Annotated in this window: 21 protein-coding genes and 1 pseudogene; 18 read left to right on the forward strand and 4 right to left on the reverse strand. The window is 53.4% G+C overall.

Annotated features, from left to right (window positions below):
* The 3 genes from JCM12296_RS42070 to JCM12296_RS38465 form a co-directional block, all read left to right on the forward strand.
* Positions 1-229 (forward strand): hypothetical protein (locus JCM12296_RS42070; protein WP_218188137.1); only part of this gene is annotated, 229 nt, incomplete at its 5' end.
* 143 nt (positions 230-372) lie between these two features.
* Positions 373-828: an NUDIX domain-containing protein gene (locus tag JCM12296_RS17425; protein WP_054695824.1), complete on the forward strand. Its 456-nt coding sequence runs from the start codon at positions 373-375 to the stop codon at positions 826-828.
* Positions 829-877: 49 nt separating this feature from the next.
* Complete coding sequence (locus JCM12296_RS38465; RefSeq protein WP_157067702.1) at positions 878-1,054, forward strand: hypothetical protein; 177 nt, start codon at positions 878-880, stop codon at positions 1,052-1,054.
* Positions 1,055-1,236: 182 nt separating this feature from the next.
* Here JCM12296_RS38465 and JCM12296_RS39945 read toward each other — a convergent pair whose 3' ends face one another.
* Positions 1,237-1,380 carry a hypothetical protein gene (locus JCM12296_RS39945; RefSeq protein WP_172683951.1) on the reverse strand — a complete coding sequence of 48 codons (144 nt, stop codon included), beginning with the start codon at positions 1,378-1,380 and terminating at the stop codon, positions 1,237-1,239.
* Here JCM12296_RS39945 and JCM12296_RS50595 point away from each other — a divergent pair.
* From JCM12296_RS50595 to JCM12296_RS17455, 6 genes and pseudogenes are all read left to right on the forward strand, one after another.
* Positions 1,333-1,443 (forward strand): annotated as a pseudogene (locus JCM12296_RS50595) (Smr/MutS family protein); the annotation flags it as partial. The gene JCM12296_RS39945 and the pseudogene JCM12296_RS50595 sit on opposite strands and share 48 nt — an antisense overlap.
* A gap of 142 nt (positions 1,444-1,585) precedes the next feature.
* Complete coding sequence (hutI, locus tag JCM12296_RS17435; protein ID WP_246804480.1) at positions 1,586-2,842, forward strand: imidazolonepropionase; 1,257 nt, start codon at positions 1,586-1,588, stop codon at positions 2,840-2,842.
* The gene (locus tag JCM12296_RS17440; protein ID WP_054695830.1) at positions 2,839-3,303 is read left to right on the forward strand and encodes a CBS domain-containing protein; all 465 of its coding nucleotides are present in this window, start codon (positions 2,839-2,841) and stop codon (positions 3,301-3,303) included. Before hutI ends, JCM12296_RS17440 begins: the two co-directional genes overlap by 4 nt.
* A 13-nt stretch (positions 3,304-3,316) precedes the next feature.
* Positions 3,317-4,207, forward strand: a complete 891-nt coding sequence (locus JCM12296_RS17445; RefSeq protein WP_054695833.1) for a CBS domain-containing protein — start codon at positions 3,317-3,319, stop codon at positions 4,205-4,207.
* Between the two features lie 162 nt (positions 4,208-4,369).
* Entirely contained in the window at positions 4,370-5,941 is a 1,572-nt protein-coding gene (locus JCM12296_RS17450) for an imidazole glycerol phosphate synthase HisHF (protein WP_054695836.1), read from the forward strand.
* Positions 5,942-6,195: 254 nt separating this feature from the next.
* Positions 6,196-6,993: a phosphate/phosphite/phosphonate ABC transporter substrate-binding protein gene (locus tag JCM12296_RS17455; RefSeq protein ID WP_083456240.1), complete on the forward strand. Its 798-nt coding sequence runs from the start codon at positions 6,196-6,198 to the stop codon at positions 6,991-6,993.
* Positions 6,994-7,135: 142 nt separating this feature from the next.
* Here JCM12296_RS17455 and JCM12296_RS17460 read toward each other — a convergent pair whose 3' ends face one another.
* The gene (locus tag JCM12296_RS17460; protein ID WP_054695842.1) at positions 7,136-9,394 is read right to left on the reverse strand and encodes an alpha/beta fold hydrolase; all 2,259 of its coding nucleotides are present in this window, start codon (positions 9,392-9,394) and stop codon (positions 7,136-7,138) included.
* A 252-nt stretch (positions 9,395-9,646) separates the two neighbouring features.
* Between JCM12296_RS17460 and JCM12296_RS17465 the strand changes: the two genes are divergently transcribed.
* The 4 genes from JCM12296_RS17465 to JCM12296_RS17480 all read left to right on the forward strand — a co-directional run bounded on the left by JCM12296_RS17465 (position 9,647) and on the right by JCM12296_RS17480 (position 13,883).
* A complete protein-coding gene (locus tag JCM12296_RS17465) occupies positions 9,647-10,075 on the forward strand; it encodes an NIL domain-containing protein (RefSeq protein WP_054695844.1) in 429 nt (142 codons plus the stop codon).
* A complete protein-coding gene (gene mnmA / locus JCM12296_RS17470) occupies positions 10,072-11,127 on the forward strand; it encodes a tRNA 2-thiouridine(34) synthase MnmA (protein ID WP_054695847.1) in 1,056 nt (351 codons plus the stop codon). The genes JCM12296_RS17465 and mnmA overlap by 4 nt, the downstream gene beginning before the upstream one ends.
* A 145-nt stretch (positions 11,128-11,272) precedes the next feature.
* Positions 11,273-12,640 carry a tRNA (N(6)-L-threonylcarbamoyladenosine(37)-C(2))-methylthiotransferase MtaB gene (mtaB, locus tag JCM12296_RS17475; protein ID WP_054695850.1) on the forward strand — a complete coding sequence of 456 codons (1,368 nt, stop codon included), beginning with the start codon at positions 11,273-11,275 and terminating at the stop codon, positions 12,638-12,640.
* Entirely contained in the window at positions 12,630-13,883 is a 1,254-nt protein-coding gene (locus tag JCM12296_RS17480) for a formylglycine-generating enzyme family protein (protein ID WP_054695853.1), read from the forward strand. The genes mtaB and JCM12296_RS17480 overlap by 11 nt, the downstream gene beginning before the upstream one ends.
* On the opposite strand, the gene JCM12296_RS17485 is transcribed toward JCM12296_RS17480, so the two are convergent.
* Together JCM12296_RS17485 and JCM12296_RS17490 are read right to left on the reverse strand one after the other, a co-directional pair.
* Positions 13,836-14,897 (reverse strand): sigma-54 interaction domain-containing protein, encoded by a 1,062-nt coding sequence (locus JCM12296_RS17485; RefSeq protein WP_054695858.1) that lies wholly within the window; start codon positions 14,895-14,897, stop codon positions 13,836-13,838. The genes JCM12296_RS17480 and JCM12296_RS17485 overlap by 48 nt on opposite strands.
* Positions 14,894-15,265 (reverse strand): response regulator, encoded by a 372-nt coding sequence (locus JCM12296_RS17490; RefSeq protein ID WP_054695861.1) that lies wholly within the window; start codon positions 15,263-15,265, stop codon positions 14,894-14,896. Before JCM12296_RS17490 ends, JCM12296_RS17485 begins: the two co-directional genes overlap by 4 nt.
* 502 nt (positions 15,266-15,767) lie before the next feature.
* On the opposite strand from JCM12296_RS17490, the gene JCM12296_RS17495 reads away from it, so the two are divergent.
* From JCM12296_RS17495 to JCM12296_RS17515, 5 genes are all read left to right on the forward strand, one after another.
* Complete coding sequence (locus JCM12296_RS17495) at positions 15,768-17,081, forward strand: sigma-54-dependent transcriptional regulator (protein ID WP_054695864.1); 1,314 nt, start codon at positions 15,768-15,770, stop codon at positions 17,079-17,081.
* A gap of 48 nt (positions 17,082-17,129) precedes the next feature.
* Positions 17,130-17,975 carry a GumC family protein gene (locus tag JCM12296_RS17500; RefSeq protein WP_281492044.1) on the forward strand — a complete coding sequence of 282 codons (846 nt, stop codon included), beginning with the start codon at positions 17,130-17,132 and terminating at the stop codon, positions 17,973-17,975.
* Complete coding sequence (locus JCM12296_RS17505; RefSeq protein WP_172683953.1) at positions 17,972-18,670, forward strand: GNVR domain-containing protein; 699 nt, start codon at positions 17,972-17,974, stop codon at positions 18,668-18,670. The genes JCM12296_RS17500 and JCM12296_RS17505 overlap by 4 nt, the downstream gene beginning before the upstream one ends.
* 76 nt (positions 18,671-18,746) lie before the next feature.
* Positions 18,747-19,601, forward strand: coding sequence for a CpsD/CapB family tyrosine-protein kinase (locus JCM12296_RS17510; protein ID WP_083456244.1), 855 nt, complete (start codon positions 18,747-18,749; stop codon positions 19,599-19,601).
* A 316-nt stretch (positions 19,602-19,917) separates the two neighbouring features.
* Positions 19,918-21,024, forward strand: coding sequence for a TIGR03013 family XrtA/PEP-CTERM system glycosyltransferase (locus JCM12296_RS17515; RefSeq protein WP_246804487.1), 1,107 nt, complete (start codon positions 19,918-19,920; stop codon positions 21,022-21,024).
* The last annotated feature ends 54 nt before the right edge of the window (positions 21,025-21,078 follow it).

Below are 21,078 nucleotides of genomic sequence, written 5' to 3' on the forward strand. Positions count from 1 at the left end.
TCCAGAAATGGCTAATTTGCCCGACATCCTTGTTCCGCGAATTTTATCCTCGGAATATCAACCATATGCCTGCGGTAAAATTTTTCGCGCGCCTCGATCTCGACCAAATTTTCCTATTTCTGGATGGGCACTATCGAATGTGACCGGGGGATTTCCCGGAAAAATATTTAAATTGCCGGAAAACACCTGCGGTATACCGGCATCTGCAAAAAATAAAGACATCATTTGAGCGTAAACACCGGACTTAGTCAAGCAAAGTTCGCAGCAAAATGTAATTCAGTTGCTGCCGGGCGAGAAAAGAGTTGACAGCCCATTCTGCGACTCATAATTTTCAGATACTATTTCAAATTCAATGCAGACCGGAGATAAAACATGGCCGGGTCTTATCGCAACCCGTTGCCCACCGTCGATATCATCATCGAGGTGGCCGGTGGCATCGTTCTGATCGAGCGCCGGAATCCACCCCACGGCTGGGCCATTCCCGGGGGATTCCTGGATTGGGGCGAAAGTGTGGAAACCTGTGCACGCCGGGAAGCCTGGGAGGAGACCGGCCTGGTGGTCCATTTGAAAGAGCTTTTTTATGTCTACTCGGACCCTCGGCGGGATCCGCGTCACCATACGGTTACGACCGTATTCATCGCCGAGGCAGCGGGGATGCCTGTGGCTGCCGACGATGCCAAGAATGCAGGCGTTTTTGGCGCCTCGAACCTGCCATCTCCCCTGGCTTTCGATCATGGACGGATCCTGTCGGATTATTTCCGGTACCGCCGGGGCGAGAGCAAGACGACCGTGTTGGATCCGTATCTACGATCGGGCAGCTCTGCCTGAGAGGCTTTTCAAAAAGTCTGGAAACGACTCTGGACTTGCGGGAGGTGCCATGAAACCCCGCCCTGCATCCATCGTTCAGCGCCCATTTGCCGATTTGGGGCAACGGCTGGCCGCCAAACAGGTCCGGCTACCGGCGGTACGCCTCCCCGATCCGCCGGCCCGCCTCCCACGCCTGCCGAGGAAAAGGCATTGTTCGACGCTGCCATGGCCGACGTGGTGCCGTTGAATGATCGGGGCCTCATCGTTGCCTGCCGTCCGCAACCGAAACGCCCTGCCGGTCGGGTGCCGTCTGACGATGTCGAGGCCCTGCGGCAACTCAGATGCCTGGTGGAGACCGGCAGCGGGTTTGTCCTCAGCCAGACGGCCGAATACATCGAAGGTGCTTATGGCCATGCGCCTCCGGAGTTGTTACGTCGCCTGCATAACGGCCATTTTGCCATCCAGGGGCACGTCGATCTGCATGGCATGGATGTGCAGACGGCCTGTTCGGCATTCGATGACTTCATGCGACGCGCCGTGAGCCTGCACCTGCGTGCCGTTCTGGTGGTTCATGGGCGTGGCCGGTCTTCTCCCGGTCCGCCCGTCCTCAAACGATGTTTGCTGGAGTGGCTGACTCGTGGGAACTGGCGACGTTGGATCATCGCTTTTACCAGTGCCGTGCCTGTGACGGGGGGACCGGTGCCACGGTTGTGCTCCTGCGGTCATCTTCCCGTTCCGCCAAGCGGGTCCGATCACTTCGTTAAAGGATATTGCCGATGTGACCCAAGCACCTGTTTTTCTCGAATTCGTGGACAGCCTTTGGCTGGATGCGCATCTGGCCACCATGGCCGATCCGGATGCCTATGGCATCATCAAGCATGGGGCTGTGGTCGTTCATGCGGGGCGTATCGTTTGGATCGGCCGTCAGGCGGATCTGCCCGCCGATGCGCACCAGCGCGCGACGAGGGTTTATCGTCTTGGCGGCGCTTGGCTGACCCCGGGGCTGATCGACTGCCATACCCACCTGGTCTATGCCGGCAACCGGGCGCGGGAGTTTGAAATGCGTCTGGCGGGTGCCACTTATGCGGAGATCGCCAGGGCCGGGGGAGGAATCGTCAGTACGGTCAAGGCCGTACGCAATGCATCGGAAACGGATCTTTTCCGGCCGTCGGCCAAGCGACTGAGCGCCATGCAGGCCGAAGGCGTGACCACGGTGGAGGTCAAGTCCGGCTATGGGCTCGACACGGCCAGCGAGCTCAAAATGCTGCGCGTGGCCCGGCAAATGGACCATGAATTACCACCGACGGTGATTGCCACCTTTCTGGGCGCCCATGCCCTGCCACCTGAATACACGGGACGGCCGGAGGCCTATGTGGATCTGGTGATCGATGAGATGCTGCCCGCCGTGGCCGCCGAGGGGCTGGCCCGCGCCGTGGATGTCTTCTGCGAAACGATCGCCTTTACGCCGGCCCAGACCGAGCGGATCTTCATTGCCGCGAAGCGCCATCATCTGGCGGTCAAGCTGCACGCCGAGCAGCTCAGCGACAGCCAGGGAGCGGCGCTGGCCGCTCGTTTCGGCGCTTTGAGCGCCGATCATCTGGAATATCTTTCCGCGGAAGGGGCGGCGGCCCTGGCTGCTGCGGGAACGGTGGCGGTGCTTTTGCCCGGGGCGTTCTATTTTCTCAACGAGACGCGCAAACCACCGGTGGATCTGTTGCGCCGGAAAGGGATCCCCATGGCCGTTTCCACGGATTGCAATCCCGGCACCAGTCCCACCACTTCACCGCTGTTGATGATGAACATGGCCTGCGTGAACTTCGGCCTTACACCGGTCGAAGCCTTGGCCGGCTTCACGCGCAATGCGGCCCTGGCCCTGGGCATGCTCACGGATCGAGGGACCCTGGCGGTGGGGAAAAATGCCGATTTCGCCGTCTGGGATATCGATGAACCGGCCGAGTTGGCCTATCGCATGGGCGGCAATCCCTGCCGCATGACCGTCAAGGAGGGTCTCCCCCTACCCGAGGAGCAGCCATGAAGGCCAGGGATGTGATGACCACGCGTTTCTGGACGTTGAGGGCGGACGACACCATTGCCGATGCCGTCAACCGTTTCCGAGAGGCCAGCCGGAAGCAAGGTAAGAATGTGTTCGGTATGATGGTCACCGACGATGACGCGCGCCTGGTGGGCATGCTCTCCATGTACGATATCCTGGTGTTTGTGCAGCCGCGACATGCCGGCATCTGGTCTGAGCTGGACGATATGGATCAGGCCGGGCTCTTTGATGGGATGCTGGCGCGCGTCAAACACATCCGCGTGGGAGACCTGATGACCCCTGATGTGGTGACCATCACCCCCGACACCCATCTGATGGCTATCGTGGATTTGATGATCAAACGCCATATTCGCCGCTTGCCGGTGGTCGACCAGGGTGATGTGGTGGGAATGGTCTACATCTCCGATCTTTTCTACCACCTGCTGCGCCAGTATCTGGTATAGGAACCCCATCGCCATGCCCATGGTGCGAACAAGAAACGTTCTCGGCGGCTTGCGGGTCCGGGAGGCCATGCGCCGCCAACAGGTCCTTGCCCGGGCAGATGAAACGGCCCGGCGCGGTGTTGCCCGCATGATCAAGTTCAAGTCCGATTACCTGCTCATCACCGACGATCAGGGTGCGGCGGCCGGTATCGTGACCCAAACGGACATGACCGGTGCCTATTATGCCGGACTGCCGGTGGAAACGACCCTGGGTGAGATGATGATCGGGCCGCTGCGCTGCTGCTATCTGGACGACCCCCTGGAAGATGCCCTGGAAACCATGGGACGCGAGCAGGTCGGCCAGCTGTTCGTCAGGGGGGCCGATGCCGAAAAGATCGAAGGCGTTCTGACGTATAGCGATATTCTCGGGCTGGTCTATCGATTTTGCCGGCATTGCCGCAAAAGCCGGTATCGCATGGAAGTCGAGGGCAATGGCGCCGCACCGGGTGGTGAGGTCCGGGTGGAGGCGGTGATGGACCCGGAAGTGAACCGTTGCGACTGTCGGATCGATCTCATCCGCCTCATGGAAATTCTCACCACCCAAGGCATGGGCGCGGTGTTGCTGGATGGATCGGACGGAAGACCTGCCGGCGTGGTATCCAAATCGGATCTGGTCATTGCCTGGTACCGTGGTGTCGATCCCACGGCGGCGGCCATGACGATCATGAGTCGACCGGTACAAACCTGCCATCGTCGGGATACGTTGACGGACGCCATTGCCCGGATGCTGTTTGTCGATTTGGGACGCATTTTTGTCCATGATGCCGATCCCGGAGAGATTGTCGGAGTCATGTCCCTGGCCAGTGCCGCACGCCACCGCTCGGGGACCTGCAAGGCATGCATTGCCAGCCGCTTGGTGGCGTAAGGGGACTTGGATCACCCATCCTTTCGGATGGAAACCCCCTGACCGGGTTTCCCGGCAGCAGCTTCCTTGCCCACCCACCGACGAAAAACCGGTTGAGCCCATGGGCCCGATGGTGTATGAACCAGGTTTTCCAGGGACGTTATCGATAAGGACATAAAAACCATGATTACCTTGCTGGACTATGGGGCGGGAAACGTCCGCAGTGTCATCAACGCGATCGAGAAGCTGGGCGAAACCGTGCGTGTGGCCGCTTCGGGCCGCGATATCGTAGCGGCGGAAAAGCTGCTTTTCCCCGGTGTCGGCAGTTTCGGCAGCATGATGAGCATTCTCCGGGAAAAACAGTTTGTGGCGCCGCTGTTGGAATTCCTGAATTCCGGCCGGCCTTTTTTCGGCATCTGCCTGGGGATGCAGGCCTTGTTCGCCGGTAGCGAGGAGGCGCCGAAGGAAAAGGGCCTGGGCGTGCTGTCCGGCCATGTCAAACGCTTTACCGTGGATTTGGCCGTGCCTCACATCGGCTGGAACGGGATCAGCGTCAAACAACCCACCGACCTGTTTTACGGCCTTGGCGGAGACGAGAAATTCTATTTCGTCCACTCCTATCACGTGGTGGCCGACGATCCCGCCGTGGTACTTACCACCACGGACTACGGCTATTCCTTTGTCAGCGCCGTGCAAAGGGGCAATATTCAGGGCACCCAATACCACCCCGAAAAAAGCGGTGCCGCCGGCTTGACCCTGCTCGAGAATTTTATCCGCAAGGACCGCGCCTTGAGCATTCCGCCGAAAAGCCCGTCCCGGACCCGCCTGGCCAAACGCATCATTGCCTGCCTGGATGTGCGTGCCAATGACCAGGGCGATCTGGTGGTCACCAAGGGCGATCAATACAATGTCCGTGAATCGGGCCATGTGCGTAACCTGGGCAAGCCCGTGGAATTGGCCGGGCGCTATTTCGAGGAAGGCGCCGATGAGGTGACTTTTCTCAACATCACCGGGTTCCGGGATTTCCCTCTGGAGGACATGCCCATGATCCAGGTGCTCAAGGAGACCTCCAAACGTGTTTTCGTGCCTTTGACCATCGGCGGCGGCATTCGCGATTTTACCGACAAGAACGGCCGTCATTACACGGCTCTCGAAGTGGCCGCCGAGTATTTCCGATCCGGCGCGGATAAAGTGTCCATCGGCAGTGATGCGGTATTCATCGTGGAGGATTACCTGAAAACAGGGAAACCCACCGGTCAAAGTGCCATTGAACGAATTTCGTACGTCTACGGCAACCAGGCCGTGGTGATCTCCATCGATCCGCGTCGGGTTTATGTGGATTCCCCGGAGGATACCCCCCACCCGACGGTGGCGACGGATATTCCCGGACCCCAAGGGCAGCGTTACTGCTGGTTCCAGTGTACGGTCAAAGGCGGACGCGAAGGCCGGGATGTGGATGCCGTGACCCTTGCTCAGGTGTGCGAAAAACTGGGCGCAGGGGAAATTCTGCTCAACTGCATCGATCGTGATGGCACCAACATGGGGTTTGATATCGAACTGATCGGCGCGGTGAAAAAGGCCGTGACCATCCCGGTGATTGCCTCCAGCGGTGCCGGATGCGAGGCGCACTTTGCCGACGTTTTCGAGCAAACCGACGTGGAGTCGGCCCTGGCGGCCGGCATCTTTCACCGTCGGGAAGTCCCCATCATGGCCGTTAAAAACCATTTGAAGGGGAAAGTGGAAGTCCGACTGTAATCCCCTCTCATCGCTATCGCAGGCTGGATCGACCACGTCTCCAGCCTGCGTTTCCATTGTTCTTCAGCCAAATCCCATCCGGTTCCTTCCAGCATTTCATCCCGATCCGAAGATCGTGATAACTTTCCTCTATGCCTTTTGTCAGCTGAATCGCTTCAGTTTATGGGGGGCAGGACGATAATAGACCGTATATCAGGTGCGGCAGTTACCTGTTTGATCAATGCATAGCCATAGCGGCATAATTGGGAGGGGTTATGGTAACACGTAAAGGTTGGGCCGTTGTCTTGGCGTTTTTAAGCGTATTTTTCATCAGCATGGCTGCCCATGCCATGCAGGAGGTCAGGTTCGGGGTGCTTGCCAAACGGGGCGTACCCAAAGCCCAAAAGGAGTGGGGCCCGACAGCCAGGTATCTGTCCGAAAAGCTGTCGATCAACTGTGTCCTGGTTCCGTTGAAGTTCACCGAGATCGAGCCGGCGCTGAAGAATGGGCAGATCCATTTCCTGCTGGCGAATTCGGCATTCTATGCCGAGTTGGAGAAAAAATACAATCTCAGGGCAATTACCACGATGATCAACCGTAAAGGAGATATCGCCCTGAAGGAGTTCGGTGGCGTGTTGTTTGCCCGGAATGACAGCAAAATCCACGGGATCGCCGATATCCGCGGCAAGAAAATGATGTGTGTGAAATACTCCTCTTTTGGCGGTGCGCAGATGGTATGGCATCTGTTGCTCGATAACGGCATTAATCCCAAGAGAGACTGTGCCGCCTTCGTGGAAGGCGGGACCCATGACAATGTGGTGATGGCGGTCAAGGCGGGCAAGGTGGATGTGGGGACGGTCCGCTCGGATACGTTGGAACGGATGGAAGCCGAAGGCAAGATCAAGATGAGTGACTTCAGGATCATCAACCCGGTGGCGGACAGCTATCCGTTTGTTCACAGCACGCCGCTGTATCCGGAGTGGCCGGTGGCCGCCTGTGCCATCACCGACCCGAAACTGGCTCGGGATGTCGCCAAGGCATTGATCCTGCTGGATTACAACCACGAGCCATGACGGCGGCGAAGGTATACAAATGGACTATCCGGCCAACTATGCCAAGGTAACCGAATGCTTGCAGGTCATCGCCGCCAATTAGATCACTGTCCATGCGGAAACAGAAATACTATAGTCTTCCTCTTTCCGCATGGGCACGAGATTATGGCTTTGTTGACGGCGGGGGCTTCAAGTATTGGGCGATTTGCGGAGCCGGTTCGGATTGGGTTGTATCGACAACCTCCATGGGGCGGTCGGGTGGCGGGGATTGGCGAATGTGTTCGACAAAATCCCCAATGGTCCGATAAACCCGGTCGGCCCCTTCACCCAGAAGAATGCCGTGGCGTTGGAAGTTGAACATGACCATCTGCTTATCCGTTGACCCGAGCAATTTGAATATTTTTTCGGTCCCCTTGGGATTGACCACCGGATCTTCCCGGGATTGGATGACCAATGCCGGCACGGTGATTCGAGAGAGCCGGGGTTCCAGGGATGCCATCAGCCGTTCCAGTTCGCGGACCCCGGCGATGGGATTCTTGAAATAATTGATCTGTGGATTTTCCGGATGGTTGTCGACAAAGATTTTTTGGGCCTCTTCAAGGTGAATGTGGCCCATGAGGCGATTCCACATGTCAACGGCCGGTACGAAACGCGCCACCATGTCCTGCAGGCGCAAGGGTGCCGATACGGCAAATACCGCCTCCACCGCCGGTACCCGCTGGGCCAAGTCCAGCGCCAAACCCGCACCGGTGGAAAACCCACCGGCAATCACCCGGCGGCATAGGTTGCGGATGATGGCGCAGCCGGCATCCATGCAGTCGATCCATTCCTGAAAGGTGCAGGCGGCCAAATCCTCCGGTGCGGTGCCGTGTCCCTTGAGCCTGGGCACATAAACCCAAAATCCCATTTTTCCCAAATATTCGGCCAGCCCGCGGACCTCGGCAGGGGCTGCCAGGTATCCGTGGGCCAGCACCACGCCTACCCGACGTTGATCCCCCCGAATCAGATAGGGCCGGCCAATCTCCTTGGGTTTGGACGTCTCCGGGTCAGAGAACCGTTCGTAATCCTCATCGAAATCTTCCTTTGCCCGTTTGATCAGAAGATGGGCAATCTTGCGTTTCAGCCAAAAACCAGGCTGCCAGGAAAGCCTGGAGATGCGGCGTTGAAGCCGGGTCAGGGGCTCGACCTCGTTGGCGATCACGCCAACGGGGTTGTCGATGCGCGAGCGGTGAAAATCAAACATGGTCGCCAGGCGGGACGAATTTTTGACCAGCTCTGGGCCATCGGGGCTAACCGCGCCCTTTTCGATGGCAAAATGGATGAATTCGGAATACTTGTGATAGCGATCATCGGTCAGGAGGTGGGTTTGGTCCATATCGAAGCTGGTATGAAAATAGACATCGCAGGAACGCGCGCAGGTCTGGGCGGCGAGAAATACCCGGCGCTTCAAGTTTTCCGGGTCGATTCTGTTGATAGGCGCTTTCTTGAGACAAGCGGCGAAAAGGTGATCGTGGTTGACGGTGGTCATGCGGTAGATGGCGGCCATATATTGCCGCATGATTTTCAACGCTTCATGGCGCATTCGCTGGCGCGAGGGGATATGGTCGTCAAAGCCGATAACGCCGGGTGACTGGATGTCGTCCTGAATGACCTGGCAGGAGAGACAGCTGCTGATGGTAATCGGTTCGCCGAATCGGATGTCGATATCCACGCCGGAAAGCAGCATGGCGCCTTCGGTCATGATCTCTTCGGTAATGCGTTGCGGCAAGTCATCCACCAGCCATCCGGCCAAACGGTTCAAGATATTGTCGCGGGCCCGCAGTGGGTAATAGGTTAGGTTCACCGGAACGATGCTGGTGGGCAGCGGGCTGATTTTGTCCGTCGACGGTAGCATGAAACGTTCCGCCAGGCGCCTGGCTTCCTCCGGGTTGCTCTCGATCATCTCCATGAGGCGCTGGCGATAGAATTCGGTCCGCAGTGCCAGGGTGGCGGCGCCACTGTGGGGCGGGTGTTTACCACCGGCATAGGAGATCATAAAACGGCCTTTTTCCATGATCTTCTTATTCTTGACCATGCGGCCTTCGGGGAAAATGAGCCAACATGCCTCGGCGGTCAGAAGGGATTTGACCATCAGTCGGTCCCGATCGGGGGATCGGGTGGAAACCGCTCCCAATTGTTCGAGATAGTGGCCGAATTTACCGACAAATAACTCAGGCGCGGCCAGCGCCCACACCGGTGTGCCGGTCAGGCGGTGCAAATGGTAAGGCAGCAGAAAAGTCTCGATGCGGGTAAAGTGGTTGACCACAAAAATGGTCGGTCCCTGGGGGATGTGTTCAGCGCCGTGAATGTTCAGGCGGGCGCGGCTGATACCGGAAATGGTTTTGATGGCCAGTCCGGTGGTACGGTAAGCGAATGAATTCATCGATGCGCAGACACTTTTTCCGAATCGTCAGTTAGTGCTCATCCAGAAATAGGAAAATTTGGTCGAGATCGAGACGCGCGAAATTTGACCGCAGGCATATAGTTGATATTTCGAGGATAAAATTTTTCGCGGAACACGGATATCGGGCAAATTGGCCATTTCTGAATGGGCACTATGGTTGACACCGGTTCAACTGTCGACTAAGTTACATTCCTTAAGTTCAAAAATAAAGGGAATTTACGGAGGCGACAGATGTATTCTAAAATTCTCAAATTGCGATTCCCCATTACGGAAGTGCAAAAACCGATCGTCTGTACCCTGGCCCGGGAATTCGATCTGGTGTTCAATATTCTAAATGCCGGTATTCTGCCCCGCAAGGAAGGGTTCATGGTGCTCGAGGTTTCCGGCAGCAAGAAAAATTTCAAGGAGGGGGTGAGCTATCTCAAAAGGCAGGGCGTGGATGTGCAGAACGCCTCCCAGGAGATCAAGCGCATCGAAAAGAAATGCACTCACTGCGGCGCGTGTACGGCGGTTTGCCCGACCGGTGCCCTGGCCATTAAGCGGCCGCAGATGGAAGTCGTTTTCGATCAAACCAAATGCAGCGTCTGTCAGTTATGCGTCACCGCGTGTCCGCCGCGTGCCATGGAAGTGCGACCCACCAACCAACTCTTTTTTGAATGACCGACCGCATCGCCATCGCCGTCTCCGGCGGCGTCGATTCCATGGTTTGTGCCTACCTGCTGAAACAGCAGCACAATGACGTCCTGGGGTTGCATTTTATCACCGGCTACGAAAAGCCCGCAAAATCGATTGAACCCCTCGTGGTGGATCTGTTTCAGCAGATGGACATCCCCGTGGTCATCGTTGATCTTCGCCATGAATTCCGGCAACAGGTGGTCGACTATTTCTGCGGCGCCTACCTGAAAGGCCACACCCCCAATCCTTGCCTGGTGTGCAATCCGATGATTAAATTCGGCGCCCTGCTCGACGAAGCCAAGCGGCATGGCGCCTCAAGGTTGGCCACCGGTCATTATGCCCGGGTGGGGGTGGATCCACGCGGATGTTATCGGCTGCAAAAAGGATTGGATAGAACCAAGGACCAATCCTATTTCCTGGCTCGACTGACCCAGGCGCAACTGGCCAGGGCTGTTTTTCCATTGGGGGCCTGGACCAAGGCCGACGTCAAGACCCTGGCGGCACAAAAGGGGCTTCGGCCGATTGTACCTGCGGAAAGCCAGGATATCTGTTTTATTCATGACGCGAGCTATATTGCGTTTCTCATCGCGCATACCGGCATCCGACCCGAACCCGGTGAGATTGTCGATACCCAAGGCCACCTGGTGGGGATCCATAACGGATTGCATGGGTTTACCATCGGTCAGCGTCGGGGGATCAATTGTCCGGCCAGCCAGGCCTACTATGTGGTTCAAAAGGATGTCCGCCGAAATCGTTTGGTCGTCGGCCACAAGGATCAGCTCTGTGTCGATGGCTGCAAGGTGATCGATATAAATTGGATCAACGGTATCCCCGACGGCCCGTTGGCCATTGAGGCCCGTATTCGCTACCGGCACCGGGCCGTGCCGGCGAAACTTGTTCCAACCGGGAAGGACGTTGCCATGGTAACCTTTGATGAACCCCAGGCGGCGGTCACGCCAGGGCAGGGAGCGGTGTTTTATCATGGGGATGCGGTTATAGGCGGGGGCTGGATCGTCGATGCCTCAGAGGCAGTTTGAAAAGCCCGTCTAAGCCCCGCTACCGGTGTTGGAAAACGGCTCAAAATGCTCACATATTGCGTATATGCTCCGCTTTCGAGCCGTTTCCGCCTTGTTAGCGGGCCTGATCCAGACTTTTCAAACCGCCTCTCGGTGAAATTCGAAAATGAAGAAATTACTCGTCAAAACCCTTGGCTGCAAAGTCAACCAGTGTGAGTCCGAAGCCATCATGAATGCCTTGGTGGGGCCCAAGGCCGGTTTTGCATCTGCTACCGATGGCCAGGCCGATGTGGTGATTGTCAACACCTGTACGGTGACCGGAAAGGCGGCCATGCAGAGCCGCCAGGCTGTTCGCCAGGCCATCCGCAACCATCCCGGTGCCCGTATTGTGGTGACCGGTTGTCATGCTCAGACATCCCCGGCCGAACTGGCAGCCATCGAGGGCGTGGATCTGGTGATCGGCAACCGGGACAAGCACCTGATTCCTGAAAGAATTTTATCTGACTTGTCCATGGATGGACGTGCCGATGGCTTGACGGCCTGCCCGTCCCTGGCGCTCCCTCGACCATTCGACGCATTGCCCGGCATTGCCCATGGTGAACGAACCCGTCCTTTTCTGAAGATCCAGGATGGTTGCAACACATTTTGTACCTACTGTATCGTGCCCCATGCCCGCGGACGAAGCCGCAGCCTTCCTGTTGCCCAGGTATTGGATCAGATCGCGGAATTGGGACGCTTGGGGTATCATGAGGTGGTACTGACCGGTATCCACATCGGCTGTTACGGTCAGGATCTTTCGCCGAGCGTTGGGCTGTATGATTTGCTTTGTCGTATTCGTGACGCCGGCGCTGTTTCGCGGGTACGCCTCAGTTCCATCGAACCCGCCGAACTGTCAGATGCCATCATCGATCTGGCAAATGTCGGTGAACGGGTGCCCGGCCGCCTCTGTCCGCATTTTCACGTTCCGCTGCAAAGTGGTGACGATCAGATTCTGAAACGCATGCATCGACCTTACGATCGGGAGTTCTTTAAGGAACGCGTGCTTGCCATTGTGGATCGACTGCCCGACGCAGCCATTGGGGTGGATACCCTGATCGGATTTCCCGGAGAATCGGAGATGGCCTTCGAGAACACCTATCAACTGATTGAGGCCCTGCCGGTGAGCTACCTGCATGTATTCCCATTTTCCGCGCGCCAAGGAACGCCCGCCTTTTCCTTTGATAACCAGGTGCCGCCGCAGATCGTAAAAAACCGCTGCCAACGGATGCGACGATTGGGTGAGAACAAGCGTAGCTATTTTTATCGGCGCAGTATCGGCAAGACGGTTACCGTGTTGGTGGAAGAGACCCGCGACAAACTCGATGGCCGGCTGAAGGGGTTGGCCCCTAATTATCTTCCCGTCCGCTTCCAAGGGCCGGATGAGTGGTACAATACCTTCCAACCGGTGACGGTTCAGCGACTTTCCGGCGATGGGCTGCTTGAGGGCAAACCGTCTTTGACAAGCGACTACGGAGATCAGGGCCATGCCGCATAAAGCGATCAGCGATCGTTTGAATCGGCTCGCAGACGGTCTGCGGGAAAATCGCCTCGGTGAATCAGCATCCCTCGCAAAAGCGATCTTTATCGAGCTTATCAAACTGGCCTATGCGCAGGTGCGGAGTCAGGCACCGGCGGCGATCTTGCGTCGGTTGATCGACCTTGAAATGGCCATTGGCGGCGAGGATTGCGATTTTAACCGCTTTGACGGCCCGCAGATGCTGGAACTGTTGGTTCAGGGCGATTTGATCGCCTATTGGGGAAAATCGGCGCCTTCAGTGCAGATGTTCCTGGCGGCAACGGAGTTCCAAATGCTTTGGCGCTGGATAATGGCCGCCACGGATGGGGAGATCCCCGCGAATAGATCCATGCTGCGTTATTTTCATGCATGGCTGCAATTGTTCGGTGAAACGCTCGGCCTGCTTGACATTGGGGATGATAACCTTCGGCCGCAGGCACTGGATCATCGTTCAGGGAAAACCTCTAACGCCGCATTGCCCACCAGGGGCGAACCCTATGTCGAATCCACAACCGGAATGACTTTTGTCTTTATCCCCGGCGGTGAGTATTCCATGGGCGATACTTTCGATGACGGTATCGAGGATGAAAAACCGGTCCACACGGTCCGTGTGAGCGATTTTTTCATGGGGATTTGTCCGGTTACCCAGGCGCAGTGGCGTTGTCTGATGACGGATAATCCATCCAGTTTTATTGGCGACGATCACCCCGTGGAACAGGTCACCTTCTCCGATGTAACGGCATTTATTGAAAAGCTGAATTCCACTGCTCCCGGCGGTGTTCGCTTTGATCTGCCGTCCGAGGCCGAATGGGAGTATGCCGCTCGAAGCGGCGGCAAGGATGAATTGTACGCCGGCGGACAGGACCCGGAAGCGGTCGCTTGGCTGGATGCCGATGGAACCGGACGCAGTGCGCCGGTTAAAAGAAAAAAGCCCAATGGGTTGGGCCTTTATGACATGAGTGGCAACGTCTGGGAATGGTGCCGGGATATCTATCAACCGGACGCCTACCGCCATCATGCCGGGGTCGATCCCGTATGTACCGCGACGGGCCGGGATCGGGTTATCCGGGGGGGCGCTTGGCATTTGGATGCCTGGAGCGCCCGTTGTGCCCGGCGTTTTAGATTCGATCCCGAGCTTTTCGGGCCTGCATTGGGGTTCCGGTTGGTGATGCGGCTATTTCTCGGGCGGGACGATATTCAAGTCGCTGATTTTATAAAGTAGCGTTTTGTAACTGATCTTCAATATCTTGGACGCCTTGCTTCGGTTCCAATCGGTTTTTTCAAGCACATGGGAAATGATTTCCCGTTCAACCATTTCGACAGCTTTCTTTTTGGCCGTCTTAAGGGAAAAAGACTGACTGTCCGGTGAATTTGCCCCCTCCAGATCGATGATTTCGGTCAGCGATGCATGCTGGCTCATGCTGCTATCGGCGGCCCCATCCTGTGTCGCGGTAATTTTCTCACTATTGAACAGTTCGTCAAGAATTTGGCTGCAATCACCCAGTACCAGCATCCGTTTGAGAACGTTCTGGAGCTCACGGACATTTCCGGGCCAGCTGTATTTGCACATGCGCTCAATGACGTTGGGACTCGGTTTTTCGAGGTTGCGGTTATTGAGCATTTGGGAATATTCCTTGACGTAAAAATTGATCAAGGGCGGAATATCTTCGGGACGCTCGCGCAATGGTGCCAAATAAATTTTAATGATGTTGAGTCGATAATAGAGATCCTCGCGGAATTTTCCCGCTTCGATGTCTCTTTTCAAATCATGGTTGGTGGCGGCGATAACCCACGTATCCGCCTTCACCTCTTTTTCAGACCCCAGTGGTGAAAATTCGCCTCCGCTTTGAAGAACATGCAGCAATTTTGCCTGTAAGGGCAGCGACATATCCCCGATCTCATCCAGGAGCAAAACACCGCTATGCGCCAGTTGAAACTTGCCCTTCTTTTTTTGTTCGGCCCCGGTAAATGCACCGCGTTCATAACCGAAAAGTTCGCTTTCAAGAAGTCCTTCGGGCAATGCCGCACAATTTATTTTAATGAACGGCTTACCCACGCGGGGTGATTTTTGATAGAGGTTTTGGGCGACGACCTCCTTGCCCACACCACTTTCACCAAACACCACCGTATTCAATCCGGTCCCAGCCACGTGTTCGATCAGTTCTCGCACACGCTCGATGTTTTTGCTGACACCGACAATGGGGGGGCCGAGTTTTGTTTTGGAGGGATCATTCATTGCTTCAATAGCTTTTTCACCAGCTGTTCGAGTTCCGGTAGTTTAAACGGTTTTTCAAGCACAAAATCGGCATGCGCTTCTTTAGCCAATGATTCCGGGTGCTCCCCCCAACCGGTAATGGCGATAACGGGTGTTTCAGGAAATTTCTTTTTAACGATGGAAATAATTGCCACGCCACTGATATTGGGTAGTACCAGATCGGTGATGATCAGATCAAAGGTCGCATCTTTGGCTTCGATCTGCTTCAGGCCATCCAGACCGTTGGCAGCCGAAGCGACCTCATATTTTTTTTGGGAAAAATAATTCGTTAGGGCCGTGAGGATCTCTTCGCTGTCGTCGATAATGAGCAATTTGAAAGGCTTTTTCATTTCAGCCTCTTACTTTGTTGAAAAATAGGAGACGATGGATCCTGTATCGATAGGATATATATGAATGCATGCGAAATGGCAAGTTATTACCCATATTTTCATGGGCGTGAGGGTCGGCCATGTTGGATTTTGAAAAAGAATTCAAGCGAAAGTGGCATCTGCCGATAGGTGTATTTCAAGCCCATTCACCGTTCCGACACGGGTCCACAAGGATTGAAGTGGAAAAAGTTTTCATAATATGTAATATAGGTTCACTATCTCGACACGATCTTTGAAAAGAAAATTTGGACTCCGTTAAATCAGAAAGCTCCGCAATGGGCCGCTAATTGTAAGAAATTCAATGGTAATCTTGATCACTCGGCAAGTTTGGATAATATTTAGGATTAATTGCGTTTTGTGGCTAAATATTTGCATTAAAGCCATGGCGTAGTGTTTGACCCTTTATTAGCAGCCCAATATGTTGAGATCCTGCTTTGATATTCGGAATAACGGAATGCCCCAGATGACTGCAGTCGTTCTTGAGAAAAATAAGGCGGACCGAGATGATATTCGCACGCGCCTTTCCAACTGCGGTGTTCTGCCGATTTGTTTCCAGGATAAATGGGTCTGTCTGGAGAACATCCATTGCATCAAACCGTCGTTTGCGGTTTTAAGATCGGATTCGCCAGGGGCTGTCGCAGGATTTGTGAATGGCGTCATGGCCATCGAGAACGGCCTGCCGATCATTGTCTTGTCAAGCAACGATGATGCTGAAACGTTTATTCAGAATAACTGGCAGGCCAATCTTGCGGTTTTGTCCTATCCTGCTGATAACCAGGCATTTCAGGCAGCGATCGACCGTTTTTCTCAAACTTGGCGGAATGCCGGCGAACCGATCCTGATCGGTGGCTCTGTCGAACGCCGAAAGTTGATTCAAGAACTTCCCCGCCTCAACACCATGCAGGACCCGATTCTGATTCAAGGGGAGGTTGGTGTTGGAAAAAAACTGATGGCCAGGACAATTCATCGCCTTTCGATGAATCCCGGTTCAACCTTTTCGCTTGTTGATGCCACAACCCTTTCTGGAACGTGGATTCAGGACACCAGAAATCGCATCAATTCTTCAAGGGCTAAGCAAACGAGTTGGTATGCGATCGATAACATTGAAAAATTACCATCAGATATCCAATCCCAGTTGCTAGTGCTGCTCGATAATGATAGTTTTCACGGAAACACACCCAATGGGAGGACAAATCGTTTTATCAGCATGACAACTCGGGAGATGGCCCCATTGATCCAAAGCGGTTCCTTTCGAAAGGATCTGTACCATCGGCTGAGCGCATTAAAGCTAATCATCCCACCACTTCGGGGGTATGCAAGTGATATCATTGCCATGGCCGAATATTTTGCCACCCAATACAGCATTCGCCAGCGGGGTATGATTTGCCGCCTTACCGAACAGGTGATGGACTCTTTTCGGAATTATCATTGGCCGGGGAACATCGCCGAGCTCAAACGGAGCATCAAACGGCTCATATTAACGGATTCACGTCATTGGAAGGATCTTTTGCCGGAACCCCATAACGGAGAAAAGCACGGATGCACTGAAACGGCATCGGTCTGCGGAATCGATACGAACGAGATCCGCCAATTTCTCAAATGCAACTGGCGTGTCACCCTGAAACAAGCCTGTGCCCATTATGCAGAGCGGGTTGAAAAAAGTATCCTCAAAGCAGCCTTGACGCAAACCCATGGAAACTGCAAACAGGCTGCGGGGTTATTGGACATCAGCTACAAGTCGATGCTCAACAAGGCGAAAGCGTACCGGTTGGTATAAATAGGTAAACAGCTAAAGGACTTTCATATGGCTTCGCAACCCATCCCCATGGAGCCCAAATATATTATCGATCTCATCATCAAACGCCGCTGGATTTTGATGGTGCCTTTTTTCATTGCAATGATCGTTGGGATCGTTCTGGCGATCAAGCTGCCGAAGATTTACGAGGCGAGCACCCTGATTCTGATTCAACCCCAACGGGTGCCGCAGAATTATGTTCAGCCGATTGTTGAATCGGACGCCGGTGAAAGAATCAATACCTTGTCCCAACAGGTACTGAGCCGGACCAATCTTGAGAAAATTATTAAAGACTTCAATTTGTTCAAAAATGGGGAACACTCCATGTTCATGGAGGATATGGTCGGGAATCTGAGAAAAAGAATTTCGGTTAATATCTCAACCGGTCGACGCCGTGAGAACGATGCGTTTTCCATCTCTTTCCAGGGGCAGGATCCAGAAAGTGTCATGAGGGTAACCAATGCGTTGGCATCCTATTTTATAGACGAAAACCTACGTCTTAGGGAGGCGCAAGCTGTCGGGACGAGCGATTTCTTGGAGTCTGAATTGCAGAACATGAAGAGCCGCCTTGAGGAAGTGGAGGCCCAGCTGAAACGTTATCGTGAATCCTACATGGGCGAGCTGCCTGAACAATTGAATTCGAACCTTCAAATTTTGGATCGGCTGCAGGAACACTTAAACGAAAGCCAGCAAAACCTCAGCGAAGCAAAGGTTCGATTGGCCGCTCTTCAAAATACGGGATCCCTTTCCCGGGAAACCACAGTCATTATCGCCCAGGACCTCAGCGGGAAAGCAACGATATCGGTCAGATGCGGGCTGAATTGGACAGCATGCTATCCCGGTACACGGAGCGCCATCCGGATGTCGTTCGTTTGAAAGCCAGAATCGCGGAAATGGAAAAACAGGCTGCTTCCGGTCAGCAGCAGTCAACAACGACTTCGGCGAATTCACGCTCTCGTCAAACAGCACCTCTTTCTGCTGAATATCGAATCCAATACACCGAAATCCTTCAAGAGATGAAAAGACTCGAAACCGATATTGCCGACACCCGGGCTCAAATCGCAAACTACCAGAAAAGAGTCGAGAATACGCCAAAAAGAGAACAGGAATTACTGTCATTGAGGCGTGATTATCAAAATATCCAAACCACATATGATTCTCTTTTGGAAAGAAAGCTCGAAGCTGAAATTGCCGTGAATATGGAGCGCAAACAAAAAGGCGAACAGTTTCGCATTGTTGATCCGGCCAAACTCCCTCAAAAACCGATCAAACCGGATATGCGCAAATTGTTTATCATGATTGTGGGGGCCGGATTGGCGATCGGTGGCGGTATCATCTTTTTGCTGGAATTCGTGGATAATTCATTTAAACGGCCTGAAGATATTGAAGAAGATTTGTCTCTCCCGGTTTTATGCACCATCCCCCGAATCATCAATCAGCGGGCAAAGCGGATGATACGGCTTGAGCATATTTCCGCTGCTGTTTTTGGTTTTATCTCACTTGTGCTTTTTGCCGGATTCACCTTTTTGACGCAACTCGGTGTAGAATCAACTCTTGGGTTGTTGAAATAGATAATAAAGAACACATTGGGTATCGATTGCCCATCTTAGAATATGCACTGCAACGGCAGTCAGATTGGTAGCCAGAATGGGTAAGATCCACGAAGCACTTGAAAAATCTAGTTTGGAAAAAGGCTCAAGGCGGATTCACCCTGTTGAGCTGAAGCCTTTTCCAAACCGCGAGCAGACAAGTGATATCAAACCGGTAACCCCAAAAACCGAGGTCCGGACACCTTCTGCTTTATCAAAATGGCGAATAGATCAGAACTTGATTACCTACCATGATCCATCTGGGGTTGAAGCTGAAATTTTTAAAATTTTACGCACCAACATACTTTTCCCCAAAAAAGGTAAACCGCCGCGTTCCATCATGGTCACCAGCGCAGTACCCGGTGACGGGAAATCATTTGTTGCCGCGAACCTCGCGGTCAGCATCGCGCAGGGCGTCGAGGAGCATGTCCTCCTCATCGATTGCGATATGCGACGTCCGACCATACATACGCAGTTTGGATTTGACGACGATGTGCCAGGATTAAATGAGTACCTTTCAAAAAAACAACCCTTGGAATCCCTGTTGCAAAAAACCATTGTCGACAAGCTGACAATTCTGCCGGGAGGGGGACAGGCGCGCAATCCAGCAGAGCTTTTATCCAGTCAGGCGATGAAGGAGTTGCTTGAAGAGACAAAACATCGATACAGCGATCGATATGTCATCATTGATACGCCGCCTCCCCAGTTGACTGCTGAAACTACTGCTCTGGCCAACTATATTGATGGAATCATTCTGGTGGTTCGATACGCCTCGACCCCTAAAGAATTGGTCAAGGAACTTTTATTAAAGTTCGGCAAGGATAAGGTGATCGGGGTTGTGATGAATGGCTATCGGGTACCAACGACCGAGCGTTATGGTTACGGGAAATATAAAAAATATAAAAAGTACTGAATGTATTTTAGTTCTTGATATGGTTTGCCATGCTGAGACTTTTTAAACAATATTATCCTGTTCGGAATGCGCTTTTTGTGGTTGGTGAAGGGCTGTTTATATTTATTTCCGTCATTCTTGCAAGTTGGTTGCTGATCGGCCCTAATTTTGTTCTGGAAGAACAAACGCTGATTCTTAAAACATTCTTGATTGCCTCAATCTGTCAATTGTGCCTGTACTATAATGATCTTTACGATTTGAAAGTTACCGACAGCTACCAGGAATTGATCATTCGCCTATTGCAGGCACTGGGCACCTCGCGATTTTGCTTGCCATTGTGTATTTTATTTTTCCTGTTTGCATCATTGGCAGAGGCGTTTTTTTTGTCAGTATCTGTTTTATTGTGGCATTTATCGTCTTGTGGCGTATGGGGTATACGCATGTTCTTAATCATGGTTTTTTTAATAAAAAGATTATTTTGCTGGGGTCAGGTGCGTTAGCTCAGAATATTATCAAAGAAATCAATGAGAACAAAGACTGCGGATATCAAGTCGCAGCTATTGTGGATAGCGTTAAGGATGGTAAAACGTTTCCGCTGATGGCGCTTTCCACCTTATGCCTGAGAGGCTATGAGGAATTATGCAGCCATGCAAAAGAAATGAATATCGACAAAATCGTGGTTGCCATTGAAGAACGCAGAGCCGGGTTCCCCACCAAACAACTTTTGCAATGCCGCGTTGATGGGATTGATGTGATTGAAGGGACCAGCTTTTATGAAATGCTTACCGGGAAGCTGATTGTTGAGAAGATCAATCCCAGTTGGTTGATTTTTTCTGATGGATTTCGAAAGTCATGGATTCGGAAGACAGTCAAACGAACCGGGGATCTCCTCCTTTCCACCGTCATGCTGTTTTTTTTGAGTCCGATTTTACTACTTGTTGCCATTTTGATAAAGATGGATTCCAAAGGTCCGATTTTCTTTTCTCAAGAACGTGTCGGAGAAGATCGTAAACCTTATATGGTGCATAAATTTCGCTCGATGGTTCAAGATGCGGAAAAGAAAAGTGGGCCGGTGTGGGCACAATCCAATGACAGCCGGGTTACGCGGGTGGGGAAGTTCATCCGGAAATGGCGAATTGATGAGTTCCCCCAATTGCTTAATGTCATTAAGGGTGAAATGAGTTTCGTCGGCCCCAGACCGGAAAGAGACTTCTTCGTCAAGGAACTAGAGACAGCTATTCCCTATTATGGTGAGCGCTTTTCGGTAAAACCCGGTGTAACCGGCTGGGCACAGGTCAGCTATCCTTATGGTGCCTCGGTGGAAGATGCCAAAGAGAAGTTGAACTATGATCTCTTCTATATCAAGAATATGACCATATTCATGGATCTGATGGTGATCATGCGCACGGTGAAGACGGTTCTGTTCGGCGAAGGTGCGCGTTGATGGAAATGTATGGTTCGGCTCGGCTGACTTGGCGGTAAGTTTTTTAGTAAAGAT

This window comes from Desulfosarcina cetonica JCM 12296 (assembly GCF_001311845.1).
In the GTDB taxonomy this organism is placed as follows: Bacteria; Desulfobacterota; Desulfobacteria; order Desulfobacterales; family Desulfosarcinaceae; genus Desulfosarcina; species Desulfosarcina cetonica.